We start from the raw sequence: 21,297 nt of genomic DNA, 5'->3' as shown, positions 1-21,297 counted from the left end.
TTTTAAAAGATGATTCCGACCGTTGCCATGATCGTAATAATGAATCCTGCGATCACACATGGAATCGTGGAACCCAGCACGATGTGCTTATAGCTTTCTGCCAGGGTACACTCACAAACAGAAGTCTCCATAACGACCGGAGATGCATTCGGAAGTTTGTTCAGGGTAATACCAGCTTCTACTACGATTCTGTGAAGCGCGTTGATGTTTGCGCCCGCTGCAAGGAACTGTTTTCCAAAACTCTCCAAAAACAGGGTTTCCGCTGTGATCGCGGAACCAGTCATAGCACCGCAGATCATGGTTCCCAGCCAGGTCTTTAAGTAAATCGGAAGTGTGATATTTAATACAAACTCCTGTACCGCATGGAAAGCCGGAGCCTGAGTCAGGACTTTGGAAAGGCCAATGACTGCGGCTACTGTCAGCATTGTACTTAAGCCGGACATTGCGCCCCCTTTCAGAGAGCCTTTCAGGTTTTTGATCTTTTTAAACTGCGTCACAATAATTACAAGAACACCGATCAGAAGCGCGCAGCTCAAGCTGGTGGAAGTTCCCATACTTGAAGTTGCCACTACCGCTACCAGAACCAGGATAAACGGCAGCAGAGACATAAAGAGGCCCGGAAGCTCATCATCTCCCATGACGCTCTTCTCTGTTTTGTACATTGCCATCAGTTCTGCTTCTGACAGTTTTCCCATGCTCTTCTTCTGCGCATAGTTAAAATACATCACATACCAGGTGCAGGTGATCACTGAGAAAATCACAGCCAGAACCGGCGCTACACCCAGTGAAGTTCCAAGGAAATTACTCGGGATCACATTACAGATATCCATGGAAAACGCAAATCCATTCGCATTCGCACCTCCCGCGATCATCAAAAACGGAAGCAGCCGGCGGTCCATCTTATTTTCACGAAGCAGGCTGTCTGCGATCGGATAAAGAACAAATACCATAATATAGCCGTTAATACCCAGCAGTGTGATAAAGAATGTACAGATCATAATGATCAGCCCCACCCTTTTGGCTCCAAGTGCAGCAGATAAAGATTTTGCGACCTTGGTAGCCAGCCCTGTCTGATTGACCAGTTCACCAAAAATGCCACCCAGCGCAAGGATCAAAAACCAGGAACTGCAGAACGAGCCAGCTCCTTCCGAAAACGTTTTCAGTAAACCTTCCCAAAAATCAAGTCCGCTTGTTACCAGAATGATCGCGGCTGTTACTACCGATGCCGTGATCATATCAACACCTTTCACGATCATAACGATCAGCAGCGCGATTGCTATGATTAATCCAATAGCAGATAACATATCGATTCCCCCTTCGTGATGATTTCATTATTTTTCTTTTGTCATGTGCGCATAATCTGCATCCGGCCACTTCCGGATCACATTGATGATGGTCGGTATGATCAGGGTAAACAATGTGATGATCGATGCAAATGTCAACCCTTTGGATACCAGCGCAGTCAGTCCCATCTGGGACACTGCCCATGTGATCACAATATAGACCAGCGTTAATACCGCGCCCCGCTTATTTCTCTTTGCCGCGGAAACTTCCGGGTCTTCCTGTTTTCTTTTCTGATACCAGTTTAAAATGCGGTCATTGAATCCCTGCGCGTAATTGATCGCTGTTGAAATGGTTGCAAAGAATATGGCCACCGTGATCAGCGTAAGAAGGATGGTCTTTACCGCCCCGCTTCCGACGCCATTTTGTACAACAAGAATAGTATATACCGCACGTCCATTCGACCATCCTTCATAAACAGCCGAATAATTTGCAGCCAGATTGATCACATTCATTTCCAGAAATGCCCAGTTTGCAATCACAGACAGCACAACAGCCCATCTGAGTGTTTTTTTATTGGTAAAAAGCTGCGCATGATTAACATAGGCTCCAAAACCTGCCAGATTCTGTCCTGAAAAAATATACGCCCAGCAAAAAGCGACCAGAAGATACTTTAAAAAGCTTCCTGCACCTGCGGCAACATCGCTGTGGATCTGCCGGGACATGCTGCCAAGTTCCGCAGATAACCGGCCAGACACTACATTATAAAGGATATTAGGTACATGAACTGAGATCAGCGCAATGAAAATAACGGCACTCATAAACACCGCGTTCTTCCGGACCAGGTCTGTGCCTTTCATACACAGAACAAACATCAGGACACCAATGATAAGCGTAGAATACAGATATGGAATTCCCGTCAGTTCTTTTAATGCTGAACCAGAGGTGGAGTACGCAAGCGCCATACATACGATCAGAAGCCAGTTAAAATTAAACTCATAAATGTACTGCATCGGTCTGGCAAAAATCCCGCCGCAGAAACGCGAACCATACTGCCTCAGAAAATTGCTGTAATCAAACGTGCGGAAATCCATAGCGAATTTCATAAAGAAATAAATAATAAAACAGTTGATCGCCGCTACAATAAACGGCATAAACAGACAAAAATACGGCTGCACAACAACCGGCAGCATCCCATAAAACCCCGTATTTCTAAAAAAATAAGTCCATGGCGTAGATCCGGACGCGAATCCGCCGCCACACTGCGAACTAAATGCTATCGACACAAAAACAAGAACGGTTTTCCAGTCTACTTTGCATTCCGCATTTGTTGTTTTTCCCATAGAATATCCCCCATTATCTGTATATCCCCATATACAGATTTCGTTATTAATTTAACACATTATTGTCAAAAATTACAGTATCTCACATCTTATTTGCTCCACTCTGCCACTGGGCATTCATCTTATCCAGGGGTACCGCAACGAGTCCGGTCTGTCTATCATAAACATAAATGATAAATCCTCTCTTACACCGAAATACACATTCCAGGCAGGGATCTTCATCACAGTAACAAAAAGCATCGGTATCCGCCAGGGCAAATACCATTGGCGAATGTTTTCCTTCCATTACATATTTTAAATATCCCCCCGTAAATGTTTTCAGATAAATCCACTCTGGATGACGTCCATACGGCTTCATCTTCCACGATACGCGGACAGCATTATCATTATAGCCGCCTGTGATCTGATAAGTAATATCCATCACATCCCGCACGGAATCCGCTTCTCCGGGAACCAGTCTTTCCGCTTTTTTTCCACAACACAGAATCTCTTTCTCCTCCAGGTTCGTTCCTCCTGTCACCGGATAAAGAGCCCCGCATTCTGGACAGCGGTAAAACACAACATCCGGACACTGTTTTTCCAGTGGTTTTCTCGTATCCCTGCATCTGCGCGGTCCAAATTTCTGTTCAATCATAGCGGTCATCCCTTCAAACGCTTTTCCAGCTCTTCCTTCAGCAGATATTTTTTCACCTTTCCGCTTCCTGTATGGGGAATGCGGTCGATAAGTTCCAGACGCTCCGGCCAGAAACGCTTCGGAACTTTTTTGGAGTGCAAATAGTCCAGCACATCCTCCAGCTTCAGGTCTTCATGTCCCGGAAGCGGAACCGCAAACGCGCAGATTCGTTCTCCGAGACGGTCATCCGGCATTCCGATAATGGTATGATCCCCCATTCCGGGGCATCCCTCCAGGGCATCATTGATCTCATTGGTATTTAAGTTCTCGCCACCCCGGACGATCATGTCTTTTTTGCGCCCGATAATGTGGATATTTCCATGCTCATCCATGATACAAAGGTCACCACTGTGGAACCAGCCATCGTTGTCCAGAGCTCCATCCGTGATCTCCCGTGCTTTTAAATACCCGACAAACACGCTGGGGCCTCTTGACAGCTCTTCTCCCGGAACGCCCACGCCTACGTCGTTTCCATCTTCGTCCACCACCCGGATCTCCACACCTTCCATTGCCCTTCCGGATGTCGTTCCATTCAGCGCAAGCGCCTCATCCGGACGGACAAATGCGTGCGGCACGCTCTCCGTGGATCCATAAACCTCGCAGAGAAGTATTCCATACTGTTTTGCCCTCTGCACCAGATATCCCGGCACCGGCGCTCCGCCGCACAGATAGAACTTCAAAGTCGGAACTGCTCCTCCATTGGTTTCCAGCTCTCTTAAAATATCATAGATAAACGGGGTCGCTCCCATAGAGTAGGTGACTTTTTCCCGGTTCATAAGCTCGATTGCCGATCTGCATTGGTATTTCTGCTGCAGTACCACTTTAGCGCCATGAAGCATCGGCGCGATGATCGCATGATGGAAACCGGTCGCGTGATGGAGCGGCGCCGGCATGAACATGATGTCTTCCTCGGTAAGGCCAAGTTCCCGGTTGAATGTATCTTCACTGTAACGCACATTATCGTGCGTCAGCAGAACCCCCTTCGTACCTCCGGTCGTACCGGAGGTACAGAGGATCACAGCGATATCCTGTCCGTTTTTTGTGTGCACACACCGTTCCTTCGGAAGCGGCTCGCAGGAAGCGAGGATTTCCCGAAGCAGTGGAACGTTGCTCTTCCGTTCTCTGACACTGTCGATCAGCACAACATCTTTTAACAGCGGCACCTGGTCCCGCACTGCAAGGATCCGCTCTTCATAATCGGTTTTGTAGAAGAATGTCGGTCCGAAATAGCAGCGGGACTCCGTTACATTTAAGCTCCTCGCCAGTTCCTTCTCCTCATAGGACATGGCAATCGGATGCGCCACCGCTCCGATCTTGTAACAGGCGATCGTCAGCATGGCAAACTCACTCCAGATCGGAAGCTGGTAGGAAACCACCTCGCCCGGGCGGATCCCAAGCCATAACAGGTATGATGCCACCCGTCCTGCTGCCTCATCCATCTCCCGGTATGTGTAGCGGTAACCGCGGTCATCCACCACATATTCCCGGTCCGGATACTTCTCTACCGTCCGGTCCCAGCAGTCTAAGAGCGTCTCATCCTTCCAGTATCCTTTTTCCCTGTACTGTTTTCTTAGCTCCGGGCTGATCTTCCTCTCTTCAAACATAACGTGCCTCCTTACATCCGGCAGCATGCCGTGATTCCGCCGAACGTCCGCCCTGTGCGCGGGAGGCTGCTGCAAAAGGTACTATATTCATTCTTACAGCCCGTTTGCGGCAGCCTCATGTTTTTGTCCTATGGTATTTATGCCTGCTGCTTTGCTTTTAATTCTTTTACCAGAGCCGGAACGATTTCAAAAACATCGCCCACGATTCCGTAATCCGCAACCTCAAAGATCGGCGCGGTCTCATCTTTGTTGATCGCTACGATGGTGCCGGATCCGCTCATGCCCGCTACGTGCTGCACTGCACCGGAAATGGCGCATGCAAAGTAGATTTTCGGGGTTACGGTGGAGCCGGTCTGTCCAACCTGCTTGGTCTGCGGCATCCAGCCTGCGTCAACCGCTGCTCTGGAGCATCCTACGGTTCCTCCAAGCACATCTGCCAGCTCTTTTAAGATACCGAAGTTCTCAGCACTCTTCATACCGCGGCCGCCGGATACAATGACATCTGCCTCATCGAGACGCATATCGTTGTCCTCACATGCCTTGATGAAATCCAGCACTTTGGTGCGGATCTCGCTCTCCGGGGTATGAATATCCTCTTTGATGATCTCCGGCTGATTGTTCTCGTTGCGCTCCGGCTTCTTGAACGCGCCCGGACGGCAGGTACCCATCTGCGGTCTGGTCTCGCTGCAGAGAATCTGCGCGTATAAGTTTCCGCCGAATGCCGGACGCTCCCAGACTACATTGCCGGTGTCCTCATCGACACTCAGTGCGGTACAGTCGGCAGTCAGGCCGGTACGGAGGCTGACTGCGATCTTGGATCCCAGGTCTCTTCCGTTTACGGTTGCGCCTACTAAAATGGTGTTCGGATCATATTTCTCGCAGAGCTTTAAGAATACGTTTCCGTAAGCATCTGCGGAATAGTTCTCATACTCGTCGCCCTGGATCACATAGATCTTGTCGGCGCCGTACGCTGCGGATTCCTTCACGGCTGCGTCTACATCCTTGCCGATAACAATGGCGCAGAGTTTCTGTTTCAGTCCGTCCGCCAGCTTTCTTCCCTGTCCTAACAGCTCCAGGCCGACACTCTTCGGCTGACCCTGGAAGCTCTCGATAAATACCCATACGTCCTTGCATGTATCAAAACTCATCTTGACGACCTCCTCTGTTTATTAAAGTACTTTTGCCTCAACCAGCTTTCCGATCAGGTTGTCCGCGATCTCCACCGGGCTTACGCCTTCGATGTTCACACAGTTTGCGGTTCTCTTCGGAGTGAATGTTGCTTTTACCTTGGTCGGGGATCCCTTCAGGCCCATCTTGGTGGTGTCTGCGTCCGGCAGGTCTGCCAGGGTGATCTGACCGATCTCGGTGTTGAAGGATCTCATAACGCCCTTTACGGTTGCGTAACGCGGTTTGTTGCTCTCTTTGGTTGCGGTGCAAAGTACCGGGAACTTCGTCTCGATAACTTCCACGCCCTCTTCTACCTGGCGCTCTGCAATGACCTTATCGCCCTCAACCTTTAAGCTCAGAACGTAAGTCAGACGGGTTGCGCCCAGATGCTCTGCGATACTCGGTGCGGTCTGGCCGGTATCTCCGTCGATTGCCTGCTTGCCGCCCAGGATGACATCGTAAGCGCCCAGTTTCTTGATTGCCTGGGATAAGATGTAGCTGGTAGCGTAGGTATCGGATCCGCCGAATGCGCGGTCCGTTACCAGATAAGCCTCATCAGCACCCATAGCCAGTGCCTCTCTCAAAACAGCTTTTGCCTGCGGCGGTCCCATGGAAATAACCGTTACTTTGCCGCCATACTGGTCTTTTAAGGAAAGTCCGGTCTCCAGAGCGTTCTTGTCGAACGGATTCATGATGCTCGGCACGCCGGTACGGATCAGTGTATTTTTAACCGGATCGATCTTGATCTCTGTGGTATCCGGAACCTGTTTGATACAAACAACGATATTCATCTTCAATCCTCCTGTCAATTTTTCCTATTTGTATTCTTTATTTAATACGTTGGCGATGGTCAGTCTCTGCACCTGGTTTGCGCCCTCAAAGATCTGGAATACTTTGACATCGCGCATCAGCTTCTCAACCGGGTACTCTTTGCTGTAGCCGTATCCGCCGAAGATCTGGACTGCGTTGGAGGTAACTTCCTGCGCACAGTCGGAAACGAAGGTCTTACAGATGGAACCCTCTTTCTGAACCATGATGCCTGCATCCATCATCTTCATGGTATTGTTGACCAGGCATCTGGATGCCTCGATCTTGATCGCCATGTCAGCTAACATCTGCTGTACCATCTGGAATTTGATGATCGGGGTATTGAACTGTTTTCTCTCTTTTGCGTACTTCACGGACTCATCGAGTGCGCGCTGCATGATGCCGACTGCCAGGGTTGCCACGAATGCGCGTGATAAGTTCAGGGCGTTCATAGCCAGCTTAAATCCGCTGCCTTCCGGTCCTACCATTGCGGATGCCTTTACGCGGACATTCTCAAAGATCAGGTCGGTGGTGTTGGAGAGGCGCAGGCCCATCTTGTTCTCGTGAGCGCCTACGGTTACGCCAGGAGCGTCCGCATCAATGATGAAAGCGGAAATTCCTTTGTGTCCTGCTGCCGGGTTGGTCTTGAAGAAACCTACGAAAACGCTTGCTACAGCACCGTTGGTGATAAAGGTCTTGGTTCCGTTTAAGATGTACTCGTCGCCATCTTTGACTGCGGTCGCACGCATTGCTGCCGGATCGGAACCGGCGTTCGGCTCAGTCAGGGCGAAACCAGCAAATGTGCCCGGCGCTACTTTATCTGCGAAATACTGGCCCTGCTCCTTGGTGCCTGCCAGGATTACGTTTCTTAATGCTACGAAAGAAGTGACAAAGGTGATGGCATAACCGGCATCGACCTTAGCCAGTTCCTCGAAGATCATTGCGGTGGTCTCATAGCTTAAACCAGCTCCGCCGTACTCGGCCGGAACCTCCAGCATATGAAGTCCCATGTCAAATCCCCATTTATAAAGTTCTTTCGGACACTCGCCTTTTTCATCCGCATCTTTCACATAAGGCTTGATCTCGTTCTCTGCCATCTCTTTTACAAGAGCAATCAGCGCTTTCTGTTCCTCGGTGTACATTAAGCTCATATCTGTGTCACCTTCCCCTTTCTTATTTTTAAACCTATAATTTTTTCAGTTTTGTCTCGCCGGTTGCGGCTCCGGAAGCAATGGCTTCCTCGATCTCCTCGTTGCTGTAGCCCACATGCTTCATCAGCTCTACGGTGTGCGCGCCCTGGGATCCGCCGATCACATATTCCGGCTCGCCCATGCTGCCGAAGCGGATCGGGTTGGTCGGCATAAAGCGCTCGCCAGACGGATACGGGATCTTTGCCAGGATGTGGTTGGCTGCTGCCTGCTCATCCTTGTAAATATCCTCCGGCTCCATGCAGGCCTCACACGGCATGTCGTTCGCTTTCAGGCGCTCCATCAGTTCCTCTCTGGTAAACTTCGCGATCGCGCGGTCTAACGCTGCGACAACTTCCTGGTTCAGTCCGTTTGCGTTGATGCTCTCGCAGCGGCGGTACTTCTCTTTCGCTTCCTCCGTTAACATCTCCGGAGCGTCCAGAACGGTGAACATCTTCTCGTAGTCACGGTCATACTCCGGACAGCAGATGCATACCCATTTGCCATCGCTGGTACGGAATACATCATTGAACGGGTTTACGACCTCCGTACGGTTCTTCGGATACTGGTTGCCGTACTGTGCGGAGATCAGGCCGGTGCTGAGGGCATAGACAGCTGCGTGATGCAGGCTGACGGTTACTTTGTCGCCCTTGCCGGATTTTTCTCTTCCATATAAAGCAGCGCAGATACCGGAAGCCAGAGCCAGGGAAACCTGGAAATCACCAAAGCCGTTGGTCGGGATCATCGGCGCGTCACCGCGGTTTACCGTGGTTCCGAATACGCCGCCTCTTGCCATGTAACAGGTTACATCAAATCCTGCAGTATCTTTTTCCGGTCCGTTCTCGCCGTAACCTAATACCTGTGCGAAAACCAGACGCGGGAATTTTTCTTTTAAGGTGTCATAATCCAGACCCAGTTTCTTTAAAGATTTGGTTCTGGTATTGGTAACAAAGACATCTGCCTCCGCTAACAGGCGGTAGGCAATCTCAAGACCCTTCGGGTCTTTTAAGTTCAGAGTAATAAATTTCTTATTTAAATTGGCTACATCAAAAGCCAGATTTTCTTCATCGTTATAAGGCATGTTAAACACTGCCCCCTGGGTTCTCGCCGGATCGCCTTTTGCGGATTCAATCTTCACGCAGTCAGCGCCCCACTCACCCAGTACACGCACCGTAGTCGGTGCTGCCAGATAAGTTGTCAGGTCTACAACCTTAATTCCTTCCAAAGGTTTCATATTATATTCCTCCATTTCGGTCCGGTCAGGTTCTCCTCCGGACCGGTATAAAGGGGAACAGGGCCCCAGGTCCAAGTAAGAACCTGATGACCCTGTTTTAGGCAATTCTATATTCTTTCTGGTTATCGTATGAGTGATTCCGCGTTTTCACGCGGTTTTGGAAACGTTTTGTTTTCCGAAATTACAGCACGTACTCCATATGAGCGCCGTGTTTGATGGTGTTTCTGGAAATGGTGATTCTCTGAACGGTCGGAGCGCCCTCCTCAAGCCACATTGCGCGGCAGTCGCGGTAGAGTCTCTCAACCGGGCCGTACTTGCAATCCTCGAAGTAGCCTACGCCGCCGAAGATCTCCAGCATCTCATCGCTGACTTTTCTGGTAGTATCGATACTGAACAGCTTACACATAGCAGCTTTCTCCTCGATGTACTCGCCAGTCGGGTTCTCCATGTAAGCCTTTGCGAAATCGTAAACCATGCAGCGCAGTGCGTGTACCATCATGGACATATCTGCGATCTTTACGCGGATAGCCTGACGGGTTCCGATCGGTTTGCCGAAGGTTACACGGTCATGAGCGTATGCTAAGGACAGCTCTAACATTCTCTGTGCCATACCCAGGTTACTTGCTGCGATATGAGCGCGGGATACGGATAAGGAGTGCATTGCGATCTCAAGTCCCTGTCCCTCACGGCCTAACAGATATTTCTTGTCGATGCGGCAGTTGGTGAATTTCAGATCGCCATGTCCTGCACCGCGGCAGCCCATCATGTGCGGCATGTTGATAACTTCGAATCCCGGTGCATCCATCGGTACGAAGAATGCGGACAGTCTGTCATCTTTGTCGGAATCCGGGTTGGTTACTGCAATCACATATGCGAACTCGCAGCAGTCGGTGTGGGAGATCAGAGTCTTTTCACCGTTTAATACATAGCTGTCGCCATCTTTTACTGCGGTAGTATGTAAGTCAGCGCCGGTACCGCCGGTAGCCTCAGTCAGTGCGAAGCAGGTGAACACTTCCTTGTTCTGGAACTTGGACATGTACTCTGCTTTCAGCTCCGGGCTGCCGTAATCATCGAGGATTCTCCAGTTCAGATCCATTGCGTAGTGCAGATGCATTCTCATTCCGCCCGGGCCTCTGGAGAACTCTTCCTGTACCTGTAAGATCTCAAGCTCGTTTAAGCCCCATCCGCCGTACTCTTCCGGTAAGGAACAACGGTATAAGTTGTTCTCGATTGCAAGATCGTAGAACTCCTGCGGGAATTTGTTGGTTACCTCGACTTCTTTCTGGATCTCTTCAAGTGGTCCCTCTGCCAGCTCGCGGATCTGCTTTAAGTAAGCCTGGAACTCTTCCTTTGTTAACTTGCTCATGTGATATCCTCCTTATATGAGTTGTTCATTTTGATTGTTTTCTTTTTATCTTATGTTGCGATTTCTTTAACAATCTTGATGACGTTATTATACTGTGTGGAACAGGAAATATCCAATCGGCTGTATCCGAATAAATACATCTGATTCATCGGAAAAAACTATTAATCGTTTTTTTGCTTGTAAATGGACTTTCCGGGTGCTATAGTCTAGCGTGTGAAGGTGTAAATAGCATTTTTGAAGCTTATTTTTTCTGTTTTTAGTGTTATTTTTCTGATTTGTGCAGTTAATTTCGCTATTTTTAACGTCAGAAGATTTCACTCCTGCTTCTACAGTGTTTTTTATCTTACTTCAAATATTGTTTTTTAACGAATGGAGGATTTTATGATCACAAGACCGGAAATATTAGAAGGGATCCGGCGGCACATTCAGCCGATCCGGGGACAGGAAAATCTGAAGCTGCTGGAGATTGAGCCGGGACATGCCCGTCTTTCTATAGAAATAACAGAGGAATGTTTAAACCTGTACGGCAACGCGCACGGAGGGTTTCTCTTCTCCCTCTGCGACATTGCCGCCGGGATGTCTACCTATGCTTATGAGGTTGTAAACGTAACCCAATGCGCCGGGATCAATTTCGTGAAGGGAGTCAATTCCGGAACTGTGTATGTAGAAGCGAACGCCGTTCATAAAGGAAGAAAGACCGTGGTGACACGCGTGGATATTACAGACGCGAGCGGAGAAGTGCTCGTGACGGGAAACTTTACGATGTTTCTGGGAAAGGAAATATAATACCAAAAGGTCCGAAAGAAGGCAGACCGGCATACTGCTACGCATAAATATCGATCCACTGTGTTCGGACGCTGCAAGCTGACAGTTGTTTGTGGATAGTCGGACTAATCGTCCGCCTCCCTCAAACACCAGTCGCTGCAGAGCCGGACACAGCGGTCGTATTTCTGCTTCACAGTATGCCGGTCTGCCTTCTTTCTACTATACTGGTTATTCCACAATTATAAATCACACAACCAGAACAGTACTAATAAAAACTAAAGCGTTTATCACAACAATTATGGCTTTATCAATACAGTTCTGGCTGTGTTTTATTTATCTCGCAGCGAAGCCAATACAGTAGAAGGCGGTCGGTGCGGTATCCTGCGTAGCATAAAGACAGGTATGACGTTTTCGGGAGGCGGACGATCAGTCCGAACTATCCGTAAACGGCTGTCAGCTACATCGTCCGACCACAATACCTGTCTTTTGCGTAGCGGGATACCGCACCGACCGCCTTCAGACCTATATTAATTTCGCCCTTAATTTTTATTTCGCTTTTACGAGGTCTTTGATAACTTCTGACGCAATGATGAGTCCTACTACGGACGGAACGAATGCGTTGGAGCCTGGGATGTCCCGGCGTTCAGTGCACTTGTGGGCTGCTCCCGGCGGGCAGATGCAGTGATTGCGGCAGCTGATGGACATATCTTCGATCGGTCTGGTCGGCTGCTCCTTGGAGTAAACCACTTTTAACTTCTTCACGCCACGCTTCTTTAACTCCCGGCGCATAACCTTTGCCAGCGGGCATACGGAAGTTTTGTAGATGTCTGCCACCTCAAACATAGCCGGGTTTAACTTGTTTCCGGCACCCATGCTGCTGATGATCGGCACTTTTTTCTCCTGCGCTTCTATTACAAGCTGAAGCTTTGCGGTTACGGTATCGACTGCGTCAATCACGTAGGAATACTGGGAAAAATCAAAATCATCTTTCGTTTCCGGCAGGTAAAAGCACTTATGGGTGGTTACTTTGCAGTCCGGATTGATATCGTGGATGCGCTCTTCCATCACGTCTACTTTGTATTTTCCAACGGTCTTTCTGGTTGCGATGATCTGACGGTTTAAGTTCGTCAGGCATACCTTGTCGTCGTCGATTAAGTCAATGGCTCCAACGCCGCTTCGCACCAGCGCCTCCACCGCATAGCCGCCTACACCGCCTACGCCAAACACGGCTACTCTGGACTGCGCCAGGCGCTCCATCGCCTCTTTTCCAAATAATAATTCTGTTCTTGAAAACTGATTTAACATCGTATCTACCTTTCTTTTGTTACATATCCCTGCTCTGTTCAGGACAGCCAACGCTGCTGTCCTGTGCTGCCCGGTCCGTGACTCAGGCAAGGTGCACCAGCACCATATACACCACAGTCCCTACGGTAATGCTCAGAATGGAACTTTTTTTCCAGATATGGACTGCTGCCGTCACCGCCACGCCCGCAAACAGGATCAGATTATCCTGCAGGGCAGATGCCGGGACACTCTTTAAGCAGTATACCACAAGAGTTGCCATAATTGCCATAGGAAATACATTTCCCAGATACTCGATTCGTTTCGGAAGTTCTCTTTTATTCAGCAGTAGGAACGGAAGCGCCCGCAGGCCGAATGTCAGCACTGCCGGAACCAGGATTGATAACAAAATATGCCATGGTCTCATCATTTTCTCCCCCTTCTCATACAGATTTTCCGGAAATCGTTTTTCCGATAGCAGCTTTTCCAGAAACAGGCTTTGTGGAAATCGTTTTCCCAGAAACCGCCTCTTCCATTTTCCTTTTTCCTGGTGTAAAAATCAGCAGAAATGCCGTTGTCACCATCAGAGACGGCAGCATAAACCGCGATGCCCCAAAGGCCAGAAGAAATACCACTGCGCTGATCCCGCCGATCACTGCAGGCGCATGATTCCCGCTCTTTCTCCACTGATCGATCAGAATGGTAACAAATAATGCTGTCATGCAGAAATCCACACCCTCAAAATCGAACGGGATGATCTGCCCCAGCAGCGCGCCGACCAGAGTTCCAATGAGCCAGTAGGCACGGCTGAGCCACGCAATATCAAACATCACCTGATGATGGTCCAGTTCTTTCGGATACTCCAGGGAACAGTACAGCGCGTAAGTCTCATCCGTCAGGGAAAAGATCATGTACGGATAGCACTTTCCCATACTTTTGAACTCTTTTAAGAACGTGACTCCATAAAACATATGGCGGCAGTTCATGGCCAGCGCCGTAAACGCAATCGTGGCAATGCCCGCCCCCGCAGAAAGGAACGATACGATGACAAACTGAAACGCACCGGTATAGACCGTGAGACTGACCAGATAAGCCCAGTAAAAGGGAAATCCGGCCTGGTTCATCATGATTCCGAATGCCATGCTTAAAAATAAATAACTGAACATGATCGGAATGGTCTTTCCCAGTGCGTATTTCAATTCTCGGTTCATCGGCAGGTTCCTCATCTTTCATTCTCTTGCAATACTTCTGTTCTGCGTGGTTCTTCCGGCATTCACCCGAAACCCCCACGTTTTTACAGGTATTTGAACGAAATTATAAAGCAATTCACCTACCATGTCAATATGTGTTTATAGGATCAAACTCAGTACGTTATAATAAATCGTCATAAACAGAATAAAGGTGATCGATGCCGGCAATGTTTTTTTCACCAGGTCACCAAGCGTTACATGAAAATAATCTGATGCCACCACCAGGCACACATGGGTCGGTGAAATCTGACTGGCTGCATGAGCCACGCACATCAGATATACCATAAGCGGCGCTCCTCCCGGGATTCCAGAATTCTCTGTAAAAATGTAATGAGATACAGCGATAACAGCACAGAAAACGAGGACCATGTTGTAAGCGTTTTCAAGGTCCGCTGTACAATTTCCATCGGCGGAATCCGATAGAACAAAATGGTTGCGAGAAGTCCGCCCAGAATCGCCTGGTATAACGGCCTCTTACACGCCAGCAAAATAATAATTACCGCAAATACAATCCCAAGATACACAATCTGCATGAAGGTTCCTCCTGTTTCGTAACTGTATCAGTGATCTGATTCCTTCATATTAACGGATCTGCTCCTGTTTTGAAATATACCAGCAAATTTGTAAGTCACTATCAATTTTCATAGTGAAAACGAAGCATGCCACCGGCTTTTTCTCCCGCCCCATAATGCTGACTGCGATTGATGCTGTCTGTAACCTGATTTACGTTTTCTGCTTGTAAAATCCCGCATTTCTTCATATACTTAATAGAATATACGGAGGTATCCTTATGTCTCTCATTGAACTTTTTCTTCTTGCTGTCGGACTGTCTATGGACGCGTTTGCCGTTTCTGTGTGCAAAGGACTTTCCATGCAGACGATGCGTCTCAAACACGCGTTTGTCATCGGTCTCTATTTCGGCGGTTTTCAGGCACTTATGCCATGGCTTGGCTACCTGCTTGGCATCCGCTTTCAGGGTGCCATCAAAACCTATGACCACTGGATTGCGTTCATCCTGCTTGGCATCATTGGCTTTAACATGGTCAAAGAATCCCTGGAACAGGACACCGAATCCTGCGACGCGTCTGTGGATGTGAGGACCATGCTGCTGCTCGCCATCGCAACAAGCATCGACGCGCTGGCGGTCGGCGTCACCTTCGCATTTCTGGAAGTACGGATTTTTCCGGCAATTGCCTTTATCGGATGCACCACCTTTTTTATTTCCGTGATCGGAGTCAAGGTCGGCACCGCGTTTGGAGCACGCTACAAATCCAGGGCAGAACGGACCGGCGGCATCATTCTGATTCTGATCGGCTTCAAAATCCTCATGGAGCACCTGTTCTTCTAAAAGAGCCGGTGCTTTTTTTCACTTTATTTTTTTCGTTTCTCAGCACAGACCGCGTTTTTTGTGTACATTTCTTCTATATTATGGTATGATTTTTTTATTCTGACAAAAGAAAGGTATCCCTATGTTAAACACGATCGAATCCATTAATAATGTGATCAACAACTTCATCTGGGGAGTTCCTGCCATGATCTGTATCATTGGTGTTGGCCTTTACTTAAGCTTTGGCCTGCGCTTTCTGCAGATCCGCAAATTCCCTTATGCCATCCGTGTGACCATCGGACGCATTTTCCGCAAACGCGATGCTTCCGACGGTGCCATGACTCCGTTCCAGGCAGTCTGCACAGCTCTGGCTGCTACCGTTGGAACCGGAAACATTGCCGGTGTCGCAGGCGCGATCGCCATTGGCGGCCCGGGTGCCGTCTTCTGGATGTGGGTTTCCGCGGCTCTTGGCATGTGCACCAAATTCGCTGAGGTGACACTCGCTGTCCACTTCCGTGAGAGAAACAAAAACGGAGATCTGGTCGGCGGACCGATGTACTACATCAAGAATGGTCTCGGACCAAAATGGAACTGGCTTGCTGTTCTGTTTTCCACTTTCGGTGTTCTGACCGTATTCGGAACCGGAAACGCAACCCAGGTTAACACCATCACCACTGCAATCAACTCTGCGTTAGAGAACTACCAGCTCATCAACGACCAGACAAAGCCGGTTGTCTGCCTTGTGATCGGCATCATTCTTGCCTTTCTGGTAGGCCTTGTGCTTCTTGGCGGCGTTAAGCGTATCGGAAACGTGGCTGAGAAACTGGTTCCGTTCATGGCGCTTCTCTACATCCTGCTTGCTCTCGGCGTGGTACTGCTCCACGCAAGCCGCATCCCGCTCGTGTTCTCCATGATCTTTGAGGGCGCGTTCAACCCGCAGGCGGTAACCGGAGGCATCATCGGAAGCTTCTTCACAAGTATGAAGCGCGGCGTATCCCGCGGCATCTTCTCCAACGAGGCCGGTCTTGGTACCGGATCCATCGCCCATGCCTGCGCAGATACCAAAAAACCGGTCAAGCAGGGCTTCTTCGGTATCTTTGAGGTGTTCACCGATACCATCGTCATCTGTACGCTGACTGCTCTGGTTATCCTGTGCAGCGGCGTTCCGGTAACCTACGGACAGGCTGCCGGCGCAGAACTGACCATCTCCGGCTTTACCTCCACCTACGGAAGCTGGGTATCCATCTTCACCGCAGTGTCCATGTGCTGCTTCGCCTTCTCCACCATTATCGGATGGGGTCTTTACGGCGCGCGGTGTATTGAGTTCATCTTCGATGAGAAGGTCATCAAACCATTCATGGTAGCTTACTCCCTGGTTGCGATCTTAGGCGCGACCGTAGATCTGGGACTGTTATGGAGCATCGCGGATACCTTCAATGGACTGATGGCGATCCCGAACCTGATTGGTGTGTTCCTGCTGTCCGGAACAGTATTTAAACTGACAAAAGAATATTTTGAAACGGAAGGCAAGAATGCCTAGCTGAAATAAAAACGAGAGCAGATTCTATCGATCATATCAAATAGAATCTGCTCTTATTTTTTATTCTAACGGAATCTCCTGAAATCCTTGTGGAGTTAATACCGTTACCTTGCGGAAGCCGCAGTCATAGGCAAGTTTCTGAGCCTGATCGAAGGCGTAGGCGATGGTGTCTGCGCTGTGGCTGTCGGAATTGATTATGATGCGACCGCCCATGGCGTGAAGTTCTTTTAACAGAACCGGGTTCGGGTACGGCGCGGTGCGGTAGCCGCGGGACATGGCTCCGGTGTTGATTTCAAACGGGAGTCCCTGGCTGTTTAACTTTTTCATGGCAGCGAGCGCTGGTTCGAGGTAGGCATCTTTCGTTTCATTGAAATGCTTATAGCCCTCATTGAATTTGGTGAGCAGGTCAAAATGGCCGACCCAGTCGCAGTGAAGTTTATCGTAAACCGTTGCTTCCAGCTCATAGTAATCTCTCGCGAACGCATACCAGTCGCCGTTCCAGAGTGTTTCCACCGCACAGACCAGCTTTTCCTCCGTATCATCCACCGTTACCAGATGCCCGTCTTTTAAGACACTGTGCGTGGATCCGATGGCGTATTCCGCCTGCTGCACCGGTCCCAGCGTGTCGAGTTCAATCCCGATATAAAGATTGATTTTTCCGGCATACTCTTCCCGCAGTGCTTCGAGTTCCTGCTTATACGCGGCAAGCGCCTCATCGGACATGCCAAACCCCGGTTCCCACATGGAATAATCCGCATGGCCGGAAATCCCAAGATCCGTCAGTCCCATGCGGTACGCCGCCTCCACCATCTGGCGCGGTGTGCTCTTTCCGTCACAGTAAGTTGTGTGTGTATGAAAATCTGCGCGTAATTTCATCGTATTCTCTGTCCTTTCGCTCTTTTTTGTTACGGTGCGCCTTTCCTCCTCTATCCGGCATAAGGAATCTGTTCAAAACAGTCGTACTCACTGACACCGTTAATCTTCCACTCCCATTCGCCATCCCCTTTTCGTACCGGGATCCGGCAGGTGCGTCCATCATCCAGCTCTGCTTCCACGAAGCTCATGCCATCCGTACCGGTAATGGTAAAGGAACTGCCAGACGGAATGGTTTCCGGTTTTTCCGCGTTTTTCTCCACTACCGTCACCTCAAGATCGCGGGTAGATACCAGCACGATCGGATTTTCCCGGCTGACCGGGCCAAGACGGAAGAGCGTGCCATCGCTTGCAGGTACGCCATCCTCTCCCACATGGTAGATCCGGTATGCGCTGTAGGTTCCAAGAACATCTTCCCAATCCCACAAAATGAAATGCTCCGGGTCCGTGATCGGAGAATCATACCACGCACGGCCGCAGTATGTCAGATAGACCGGCGTTCCGGTGCTCAGGTCAAAAAGATTCAGATAGCGGATGTCATTATCGTCCTGATGCTGCAGATACAGATACGTTTTCCCTTCTTCCGTATGAAGGATACAGCCTTCCGAGGAATAGCCGCCGGAAGCGCCGTAATCCTGCTCCATCAGGAAAGCGGTACTGTAAGAAGTATCACCGCAGGTCACCGTGATGGCTCCTCCGTTTCCATATTCATCGCGATCCACCGTATAGCTCACAGATTCTTTTTTTCCGTCGCCATCCACATCCACGTCTGCGGTTCCATTCTCCGGAAGTTCTTTTACATAGGAGGTTTTCTGTGTGCCATACTGCTGTTTTACCAGTCCTTCCGCAAAAGGAATTTCTACGCTGACTGGTCCTGCCGCATATGGCGCAATGTCATACTGGTTAAACCAGATGGTTACCCCTTCGTCGGTAAGGAACCAGCGTATCGAACTGTAATCCGCGTTTTCACCGTAAAACATGGCTTTTACAGTGTCCTCATACCCTTCAAAAAACATATCCGGGTCGTTCTCTTCCGGCAGTTTTGTGCAGACATAATCATAAATTCCATCGTAATCAGCCGCAATATCCTCCAGAGACAATTCTTCTCCCGTTTTTGTATCATACGTGATTCCTGTGATATAAGTATATGGATGCGCGCCGCCAAGCCAGGTATATTCCGTCTGCATCAGGCAGAGAACCCTTTCAGCTGCCCGGACCGCCGTTACGGTGAGTTCCGACTCCCAGCCATTGTTTTCCATCATCTCCGGATTGGTCTGGTACATCATGCGGGCATCTTCCCGGTTCTCCTCCAGAAATGCCTTCTGTGCATCCAGATTCTTCTGATTCAGCGCATCCAGGGATTTCTGCAATTCCGGGTGGTTCTCATCCAGAAGATGCACCTGAGATGTTTTCACGGAAATCAGGGATTTTCCATCCTCCCACTCTCCGTCGTACTCTGCCGGAATCTCTAAGAGGATTGTCCCGGAAGTTTCGTTCTGTCTGTCAGATTCTGACTCCGGCACTTCCTCTGCATCCGTCCCGGATTCCGGTTCCTGCGCAGCCGGATCCGCATCATGATTCCGTTCCTCGCCGGAGATCCGCTCCACACTCGCTGCTTTTTTTCCGCATCCTCCTGCCATGCAGGATGCCGCCATCACCGCTGCCGCCATCATCAATATCTGTTTTTTCATACTCTGATCTCCTCCATTTCCAATAGATATCTTTCTGTGTAAGACTGCCGCCAAACAGATTCATACAGAAAATGCCCTGCCGCAATCATCGCTTGCGCACAGGACATTTCATTCTGTTTTCCGGTCAAATCCGTTCCCTTCTATCTCGCGAACAATACCAGCTTCTGTGCCTGGTTCTCGGCATTGCTCCAGACAAGCAGGTTACTGCCCTGTGCCACATCTTCCAGGGAAACAATCTGTCTGGTCAGGTATGGCATGATGCGGCAGTCTGCTGCTACCGCGTACTCTGTACCTGCAGTGGAAACCAGCTTCCAGTTTCCGTCCGCGTCTGCTGTCATGGATTTTACAGTGATGTACTCCGGCGCTTTCATATCCGCCGGAATCTTTGCAATAAGGACCTCACCGCTTGTCTGCGGCGGCAGGCTCATGGTCATGGCCGGTCCGATGTAGGCGTATACGGTATCGCCTTCCTGAAGATCTTTTAAGTCAACCGGATAGCCGTTCTCCCCATCGAGGATCAGCGTATCACCGGAAATCTGTACAATGACATCGCCCTCGATCATGCTGCCGGACGGGCAGTTTAAGTCAATGCTGCTTCCATTCACACTCGTAATGCTGCCCCAGATCGGTGCCTGCGCGCTCTCCTCCTGGCTTCCTGCTGTTCCTGGTCCCGGCTGTTCTGCTTCGGCCTGCGCCGTGCTGCTTCCTGCAACAATGGTCGGGGACTGCGCCGCGCAGGCAGTGATCACGCCTGCTGCTGTCAGCAGTGCAGCCATGCCGATCGCGGTAATGGTTTTATTATTTTTCTTTCTCATAGAATCTATCTCCTGCAGGCACATTCTTATATCTTTCCTTATCATTCTCCCGGGCGAAAGGAAAATGTGTAACACGGATGATCGCCTTATCGCCAGGTTCCAGCCTTGCAAGCGGCTGATCGCTTTCATACTTTATATTTTTCATTCTTTTCCTCTACGATGCTGTCAAAATCATATATTATCAAATCAGACTATGTTTCACACAATAGCGGTACACTCCGTCTTCAGCCACATGGTCACAGGTATCTGCTGCCACTGCTTTCAGGTCATCGGATGCATTCTCCATGGCAACGCCCATATCTACCGCCTGGAACATTTCAATGTCGTTGTTTCCATCCCCAAAAGCCATGGCCTGTGACCGGTCAATGCCATAATACTCCAGCATCTTCGAAATGCCGGTTCCTTTTCCTCCGCCTGCCGGGATGATATCCACCGCGCGATCCCACCAGGACGTAATCTTAGCTTCTTGGGTATTCTGCAGCACCTGCGCATATTCTTCCTTGCGACAGGCCATTAAAAGCTGATAGACCTCTCCTCTGGAGACTTCATCAAACTCATCTGAAATCGTGACCTTCTGGTTTCCAAACGCATAGTACTCCTCCAGATCTGGATCCGTTCCATTGGAAATGAGCCTGTCCTTTGTTGCCACCGACAACGCCCGCTCCATGGAAGCCGCATTCTGTATGATTGTCTGAACATCTTCCAGAGACATTGGATTGCTGTAAATCGTTTTGCTGCCCTCATAGCAGTAACATCCGTTATAGGTCAGGTATGCATCAAATTCTACACCCTCAAACTTTGGCACTGCAAGAGGAGATCTTCCTGTGGCGATGCAGATACGGATGCCGTTTGCCCTTAGTTTCAACAAAGCTTCACGGGTTTTCGGTGAAAGATCTTTTTTCCCAAAATCCAGAAGCGTGCCGTCTATATCAAAAAAGATGATTGCCGGTCTGTTCATGTAATTTCCTCTTTTTTGCTTTATATGATTTCTGCTCTTATTATTTGATATACGATCAAAATCTTCCTTTAATGACCTGGTTTCTTCTAAAATAAGCACAGTTCATCCCCTCTATCAGTCCTGCTCCAGGAAAGA

General features: G+C 49.4%; 22 protein-coding genes. 3 read left to right on the top strand and 19 right to left on the bottom strand.

Features of this window, described 5'->3' with window-relative positions; translation table 11 throughout:
* Window positions 1-2: 2 nt before the first annotated feature.
* The 9 genes from DWZ40_RS09960 to DWZ40_RS09920 all read right to left on the bottom strand — a co-directional run bounded on the left by DWZ40_RS09960 (window position 3) and on the right by DWZ40_RS09920 (window position 10,662).
* Window positions 3-1,304, bottom strand: a complete 1,302-nt coding sequence (locus tag DWZ40_RS09960; RefSeq protein WP_118542902.1) for a GntP family permease — start codon at window positions 1,302-1,304, stop codon at window positions 3-5.
* A 27-nt stretch (window positions 1,305-1,331) separates the two neighbouring features.
* Window positions 1,332-2,624 carry a hypothetical protein gene (locus DWZ40_RS20040; protein WP_243032084.1) on the bottom strand — a complete coding sequence of 431 codons (1,293 nt, stop codon included), beginning with the start codon at window positions 2,622-2,624 and terminating at the stop codon, window positions 1,332-1,334.
* An 82-nt stretch (window positions 2,625-2,706) separates the two neighbouring features.
* The gene (locus tag DWZ40_RS09950; RefSeq protein WP_118542935.1) at window positions 2,707-3,258 is read right to left on the bottom strand and encodes a hypothetical protein; all 552 of its coding nucleotides are present in this window, start codon (window positions 3,256-3,258) and stop codon (window positions 2,707-2,709) included.
* Window positions 3,259-3,263: 5 nt separating this feature from the next.
* A complete protein-coding gene (gene fadK, locus DWZ40_RS09945) occupies window positions 3,264-4,901 on the bottom strand; it encodes a medium-chain fatty-acid--CoA ligase (protein WP_118542901.1) in 1,638 nt (545 codons plus the stop codon).
* Between the two features lie 137 nt (window positions 4,902-5,038).
* The gene (locus tag DWZ40_RS09940; RefSeq protein WP_118542900.1) at window positions 5,039-6,049 is read right to left on the bottom strand and encodes an electron transfer flavoprotein subunit alpha/FixB family protein; all 1,011 of its coding nucleotides are present in this window, start codon (window positions 6,047-6,049) and stop codon (window positions 5,039-5,041) included.
* Window positions 6,050-6,070: 21 nt separating this feature from the next.
* The gene (locus DWZ40_RS09935) at window positions 6,071-6,859 is read right to left on the bottom strand and encodes an electron transfer flavoprotein subunit beta/FixA family protein (protein ID WP_118542899.1); all 789 of its coding nucleotides are present in this window, start codon (window positions 6,857-6,859) and stop codon (window positions 6,071-6,073) included.
* Between the two features lie 24 nt (window positions 6,860-6,883).
* Complete coding sequence (locus DWZ40_RS09930; protein ID WP_118542898.1) at window positions 6,884-8,026, bottom strand: acyl-CoA dehydrogenase family protein; 1,143 nt, start codon at window positions 8,024-8,026, stop codon at window positions 6,884-6,886.
* 34 nt (window positions 8,027-8,060) lie between these two features.
* On the bottom strand, window positions 8,061-9,296 hold the full coding sequence (locus DWZ40_RS09925; RefSeq protein ID WP_118542934.1) for a CoA transferase: 1,236 nt from the start codon (window positions 9,294-9,296) through the stop codon (window positions 8,061-8,063).
* 181 nt (window positions 9,297-9,477) lie between these two features.
* The gene (locus tag DWZ40_RS09920; RefSeq protein WP_118542897.1) at window positions 9,478-10,662 is read right to left on the bottom strand and encodes an acyl-CoA dehydrogenase family protein; all 1,185 of its coding nucleotides are present in this window, start codon (window positions 10,660-10,662) and stop codon (window positions 9,478-9,480) included.
* A gap of 381 nt (window positions 10,663-11,043) precedes the next feature.
* Between DWZ40_RS09920 and DWZ40_RS09915 the strand changes: the two genes are divergently transcribed.
* Complete coding sequence (locus tag DWZ40_RS09915; RefSeq protein ID WP_118542896.1) at window positions 11,044-11,448, top strand: PaaI family thioesterase; 405 nt, start codon at window positions 11,044-11,046, stop codon at window positions 11,446-11,448.
* 525 nt (window positions 11,449-11,973) lie between these two features.
* Here the strand turns inward: DWZ40_RS09915 and DWZ40_RS09910 are convergent.
* The 5 genes from DWZ40_RS09910 to DWZ40_RS19555 all read right to left on the bottom strand — a co-directional run bounded on the left by DWZ40_RS09910 (window position 11,974) and on the right by DWZ40_RS19555 (window position 14,491).
* Window positions 11,974-12,732, bottom strand: a complete 759-nt coding sequence (locus tag DWZ40_RS09910) for a tRNA threonylcarbamoyladenosine dehydratase (RefSeq protein WP_118542895.1) — start codon at window positions 12,730-12,732, stop codon at window positions 11,974-11,976.
* An 82-nt stretch (window positions 12,733-12,814) separates the two neighbouring features.
* The gene (locus tag DWZ40_RS09905) at window positions 12,815-13,138 is read right to left on the bottom strand and encodes an AzlD domain-containing protein (protein WP_118542894.1); all 324 of its coding nucleotides are present in this window, start codon (window positions 13,136-13,138) and stop codon (window positions 12,815-12,817) included.
* A 13-nt stretch (window positions 13,139-13,151) separates the two neighbouring features.
* Window positions 13,152-13,919: an AzlC family ABC transporter permease gene (locus DWZ40_RS09900; RefSeq protein WP_118542933.1), complete on the bottom strand. Its 768-nt coding sequence runs from the start codon at window positions 13,917-13,919 to the stop codon at window positions 13,152-13,154.
* A gap of 138 nt (window positions 13,920-14,057) precedes the next feature.
* Window positions 14,058-14,243 (bottom strand): DUF401 family protein, encoded by a 186-nt coding sequence (locus DWZ40_RS09895; RefSeq protein WP_207664503.1) that lies wholly within the window; start codon window positions 14,241-14,243, stop codon window positions 14,058-14,060.
* Entirely contained in the window at window positions 14,231-14,491 is a 261-nt protein-coding gene (locus DWZ40_RS19555; protein ID WP_182431710.1) for a hypothetical protein, read from the bottom strand. The genes DWZ40_RS09895 and DWZ40_RS19555 overlap by 13 nt, the downstream gene beginning before the upstream one ends.
* Before the next feature lie 257 nt (window positions 14,492-14,748).
* Here DWZ40_RS19555 and DWZ40_RS09890 point away from each other — a divergent pair, with 257 nt between their 5' ends.
* Both DWZ40_RS09890 and DWZ40_RS09885 read left to right on the top strand, forming a co-directional pair.
* Window positions 14,749-15,306, top strand: a complete 558-nt coding sequence (locus DWZ40_RS09890) for a manganese efflux pump MntP family protein (RefSeq protein ID WP_118542892.1) — start codon at window positions 14,749-14,751, stop codon at window positions 15,304-15,306.
* A gap of 121 nt (window positions 15,307-15,427) precedes the next feature.
* Entirely contained in the window at window positions 15,428-16,825 is a 1,398-nt protein-coding gene (locus tag DWZ40_RS09885; RefSeq protein WP_118542891.1) for a sodium:alanine symporter family protein, read from the top strand.
* Window positions 16,826-16,885: 60 nt separating this feature from the next.
* Here the strand turns inward: DWZ40_RS09885 and DWZ40_RS09880 are convergent, their stop codons facing one another.
* The 5 genes from DWZ40_RS09880 to DWZ40_RS09865 all read right to left on the bottom strand — a co-directional run bounded on the left by DWZ40_RS09880 (window position 16,886) and on the right by DWZ40_RS09865 (window position 21,162).
* On the bottom strand, window positions 16,886-17,701 hold the full coding sequence (locus tag DWZ40_RS09880; RefSeq protein WP_118542890.1) for a histidinol-phosphatase: 816 nt from the start codon (window positions 17,699-17,701) through the stop codon (window positions 16,886-16,888).
* A 50-nt stretch (window positions 17,702-17,751) separates the two neighbouring features.
* A complete protein-coding gene (locus DWZ40_RS09875) occupies window positions 17,752-19,389 on the bottom strand; it encodes a DUF3298 and DUF4163 domain-containing protein (protein ID WP_118542889.1) in 1,638 nt (545 codons plus the stop codon).
* 140 nt (window positions 19,390-19,529) lie between these two features.
* Window positions 19,530-20,204: a hypothetical protein gene (locus DWZ40_RS09870; RefSeq protein WP_118542888.1), complete on the bottom strand. Its 675-nt coding sequence runs from the start codon at window positions 20,202-20,204 to the stop codon at window positions 19,530-19,532.
* Window positions 20,188-20,349 (bottom strand): hypothetical protein, encoded by a 162-nt coding sequence (locus DWZ40_RS19550; protein ID WP_154106745.1) that lies wholly within the window; start codon window positions 20,347-20,349, stop codon window positions 20,188-20,190. The genes DWZ40_RS09870 and DWZ40_RS19550 overlap by 17 nt, the downstream gene beginning before the upstream one ends.
* 36 nt (window positions 20,350-20,385) lie before the next feature.
* Window positions 20,386-21,162: an HAD family hydrolase gene (locus DWZ40_RS09865; RefSeq protein ID WP_118542887.1), complete on the bottom strand. Its 777-nt coding sequence runs from the start codon at window positions 21,160-21,162 to the stop codon at window positions 20,386-20,388.
* Window positions 21,163-21,297: the final 135 nt, after the last annotated feature.

It is taken from the genome of Clostridium sp. AF32-12BH (assembly GCF_003477935.1).
In the GTDB taxonomy this organism is placed as follows: domain Bacteria; phylum Bacillota; class Clostridia; order Lachnospirales; family Lachnospiraceae; genus Brotaphodocola.
The sequence above is the reverse complement of the archived record's forward strand: the minus strand, read 5'-3'. Positions and strand labels throughout refer to the sequence as shown.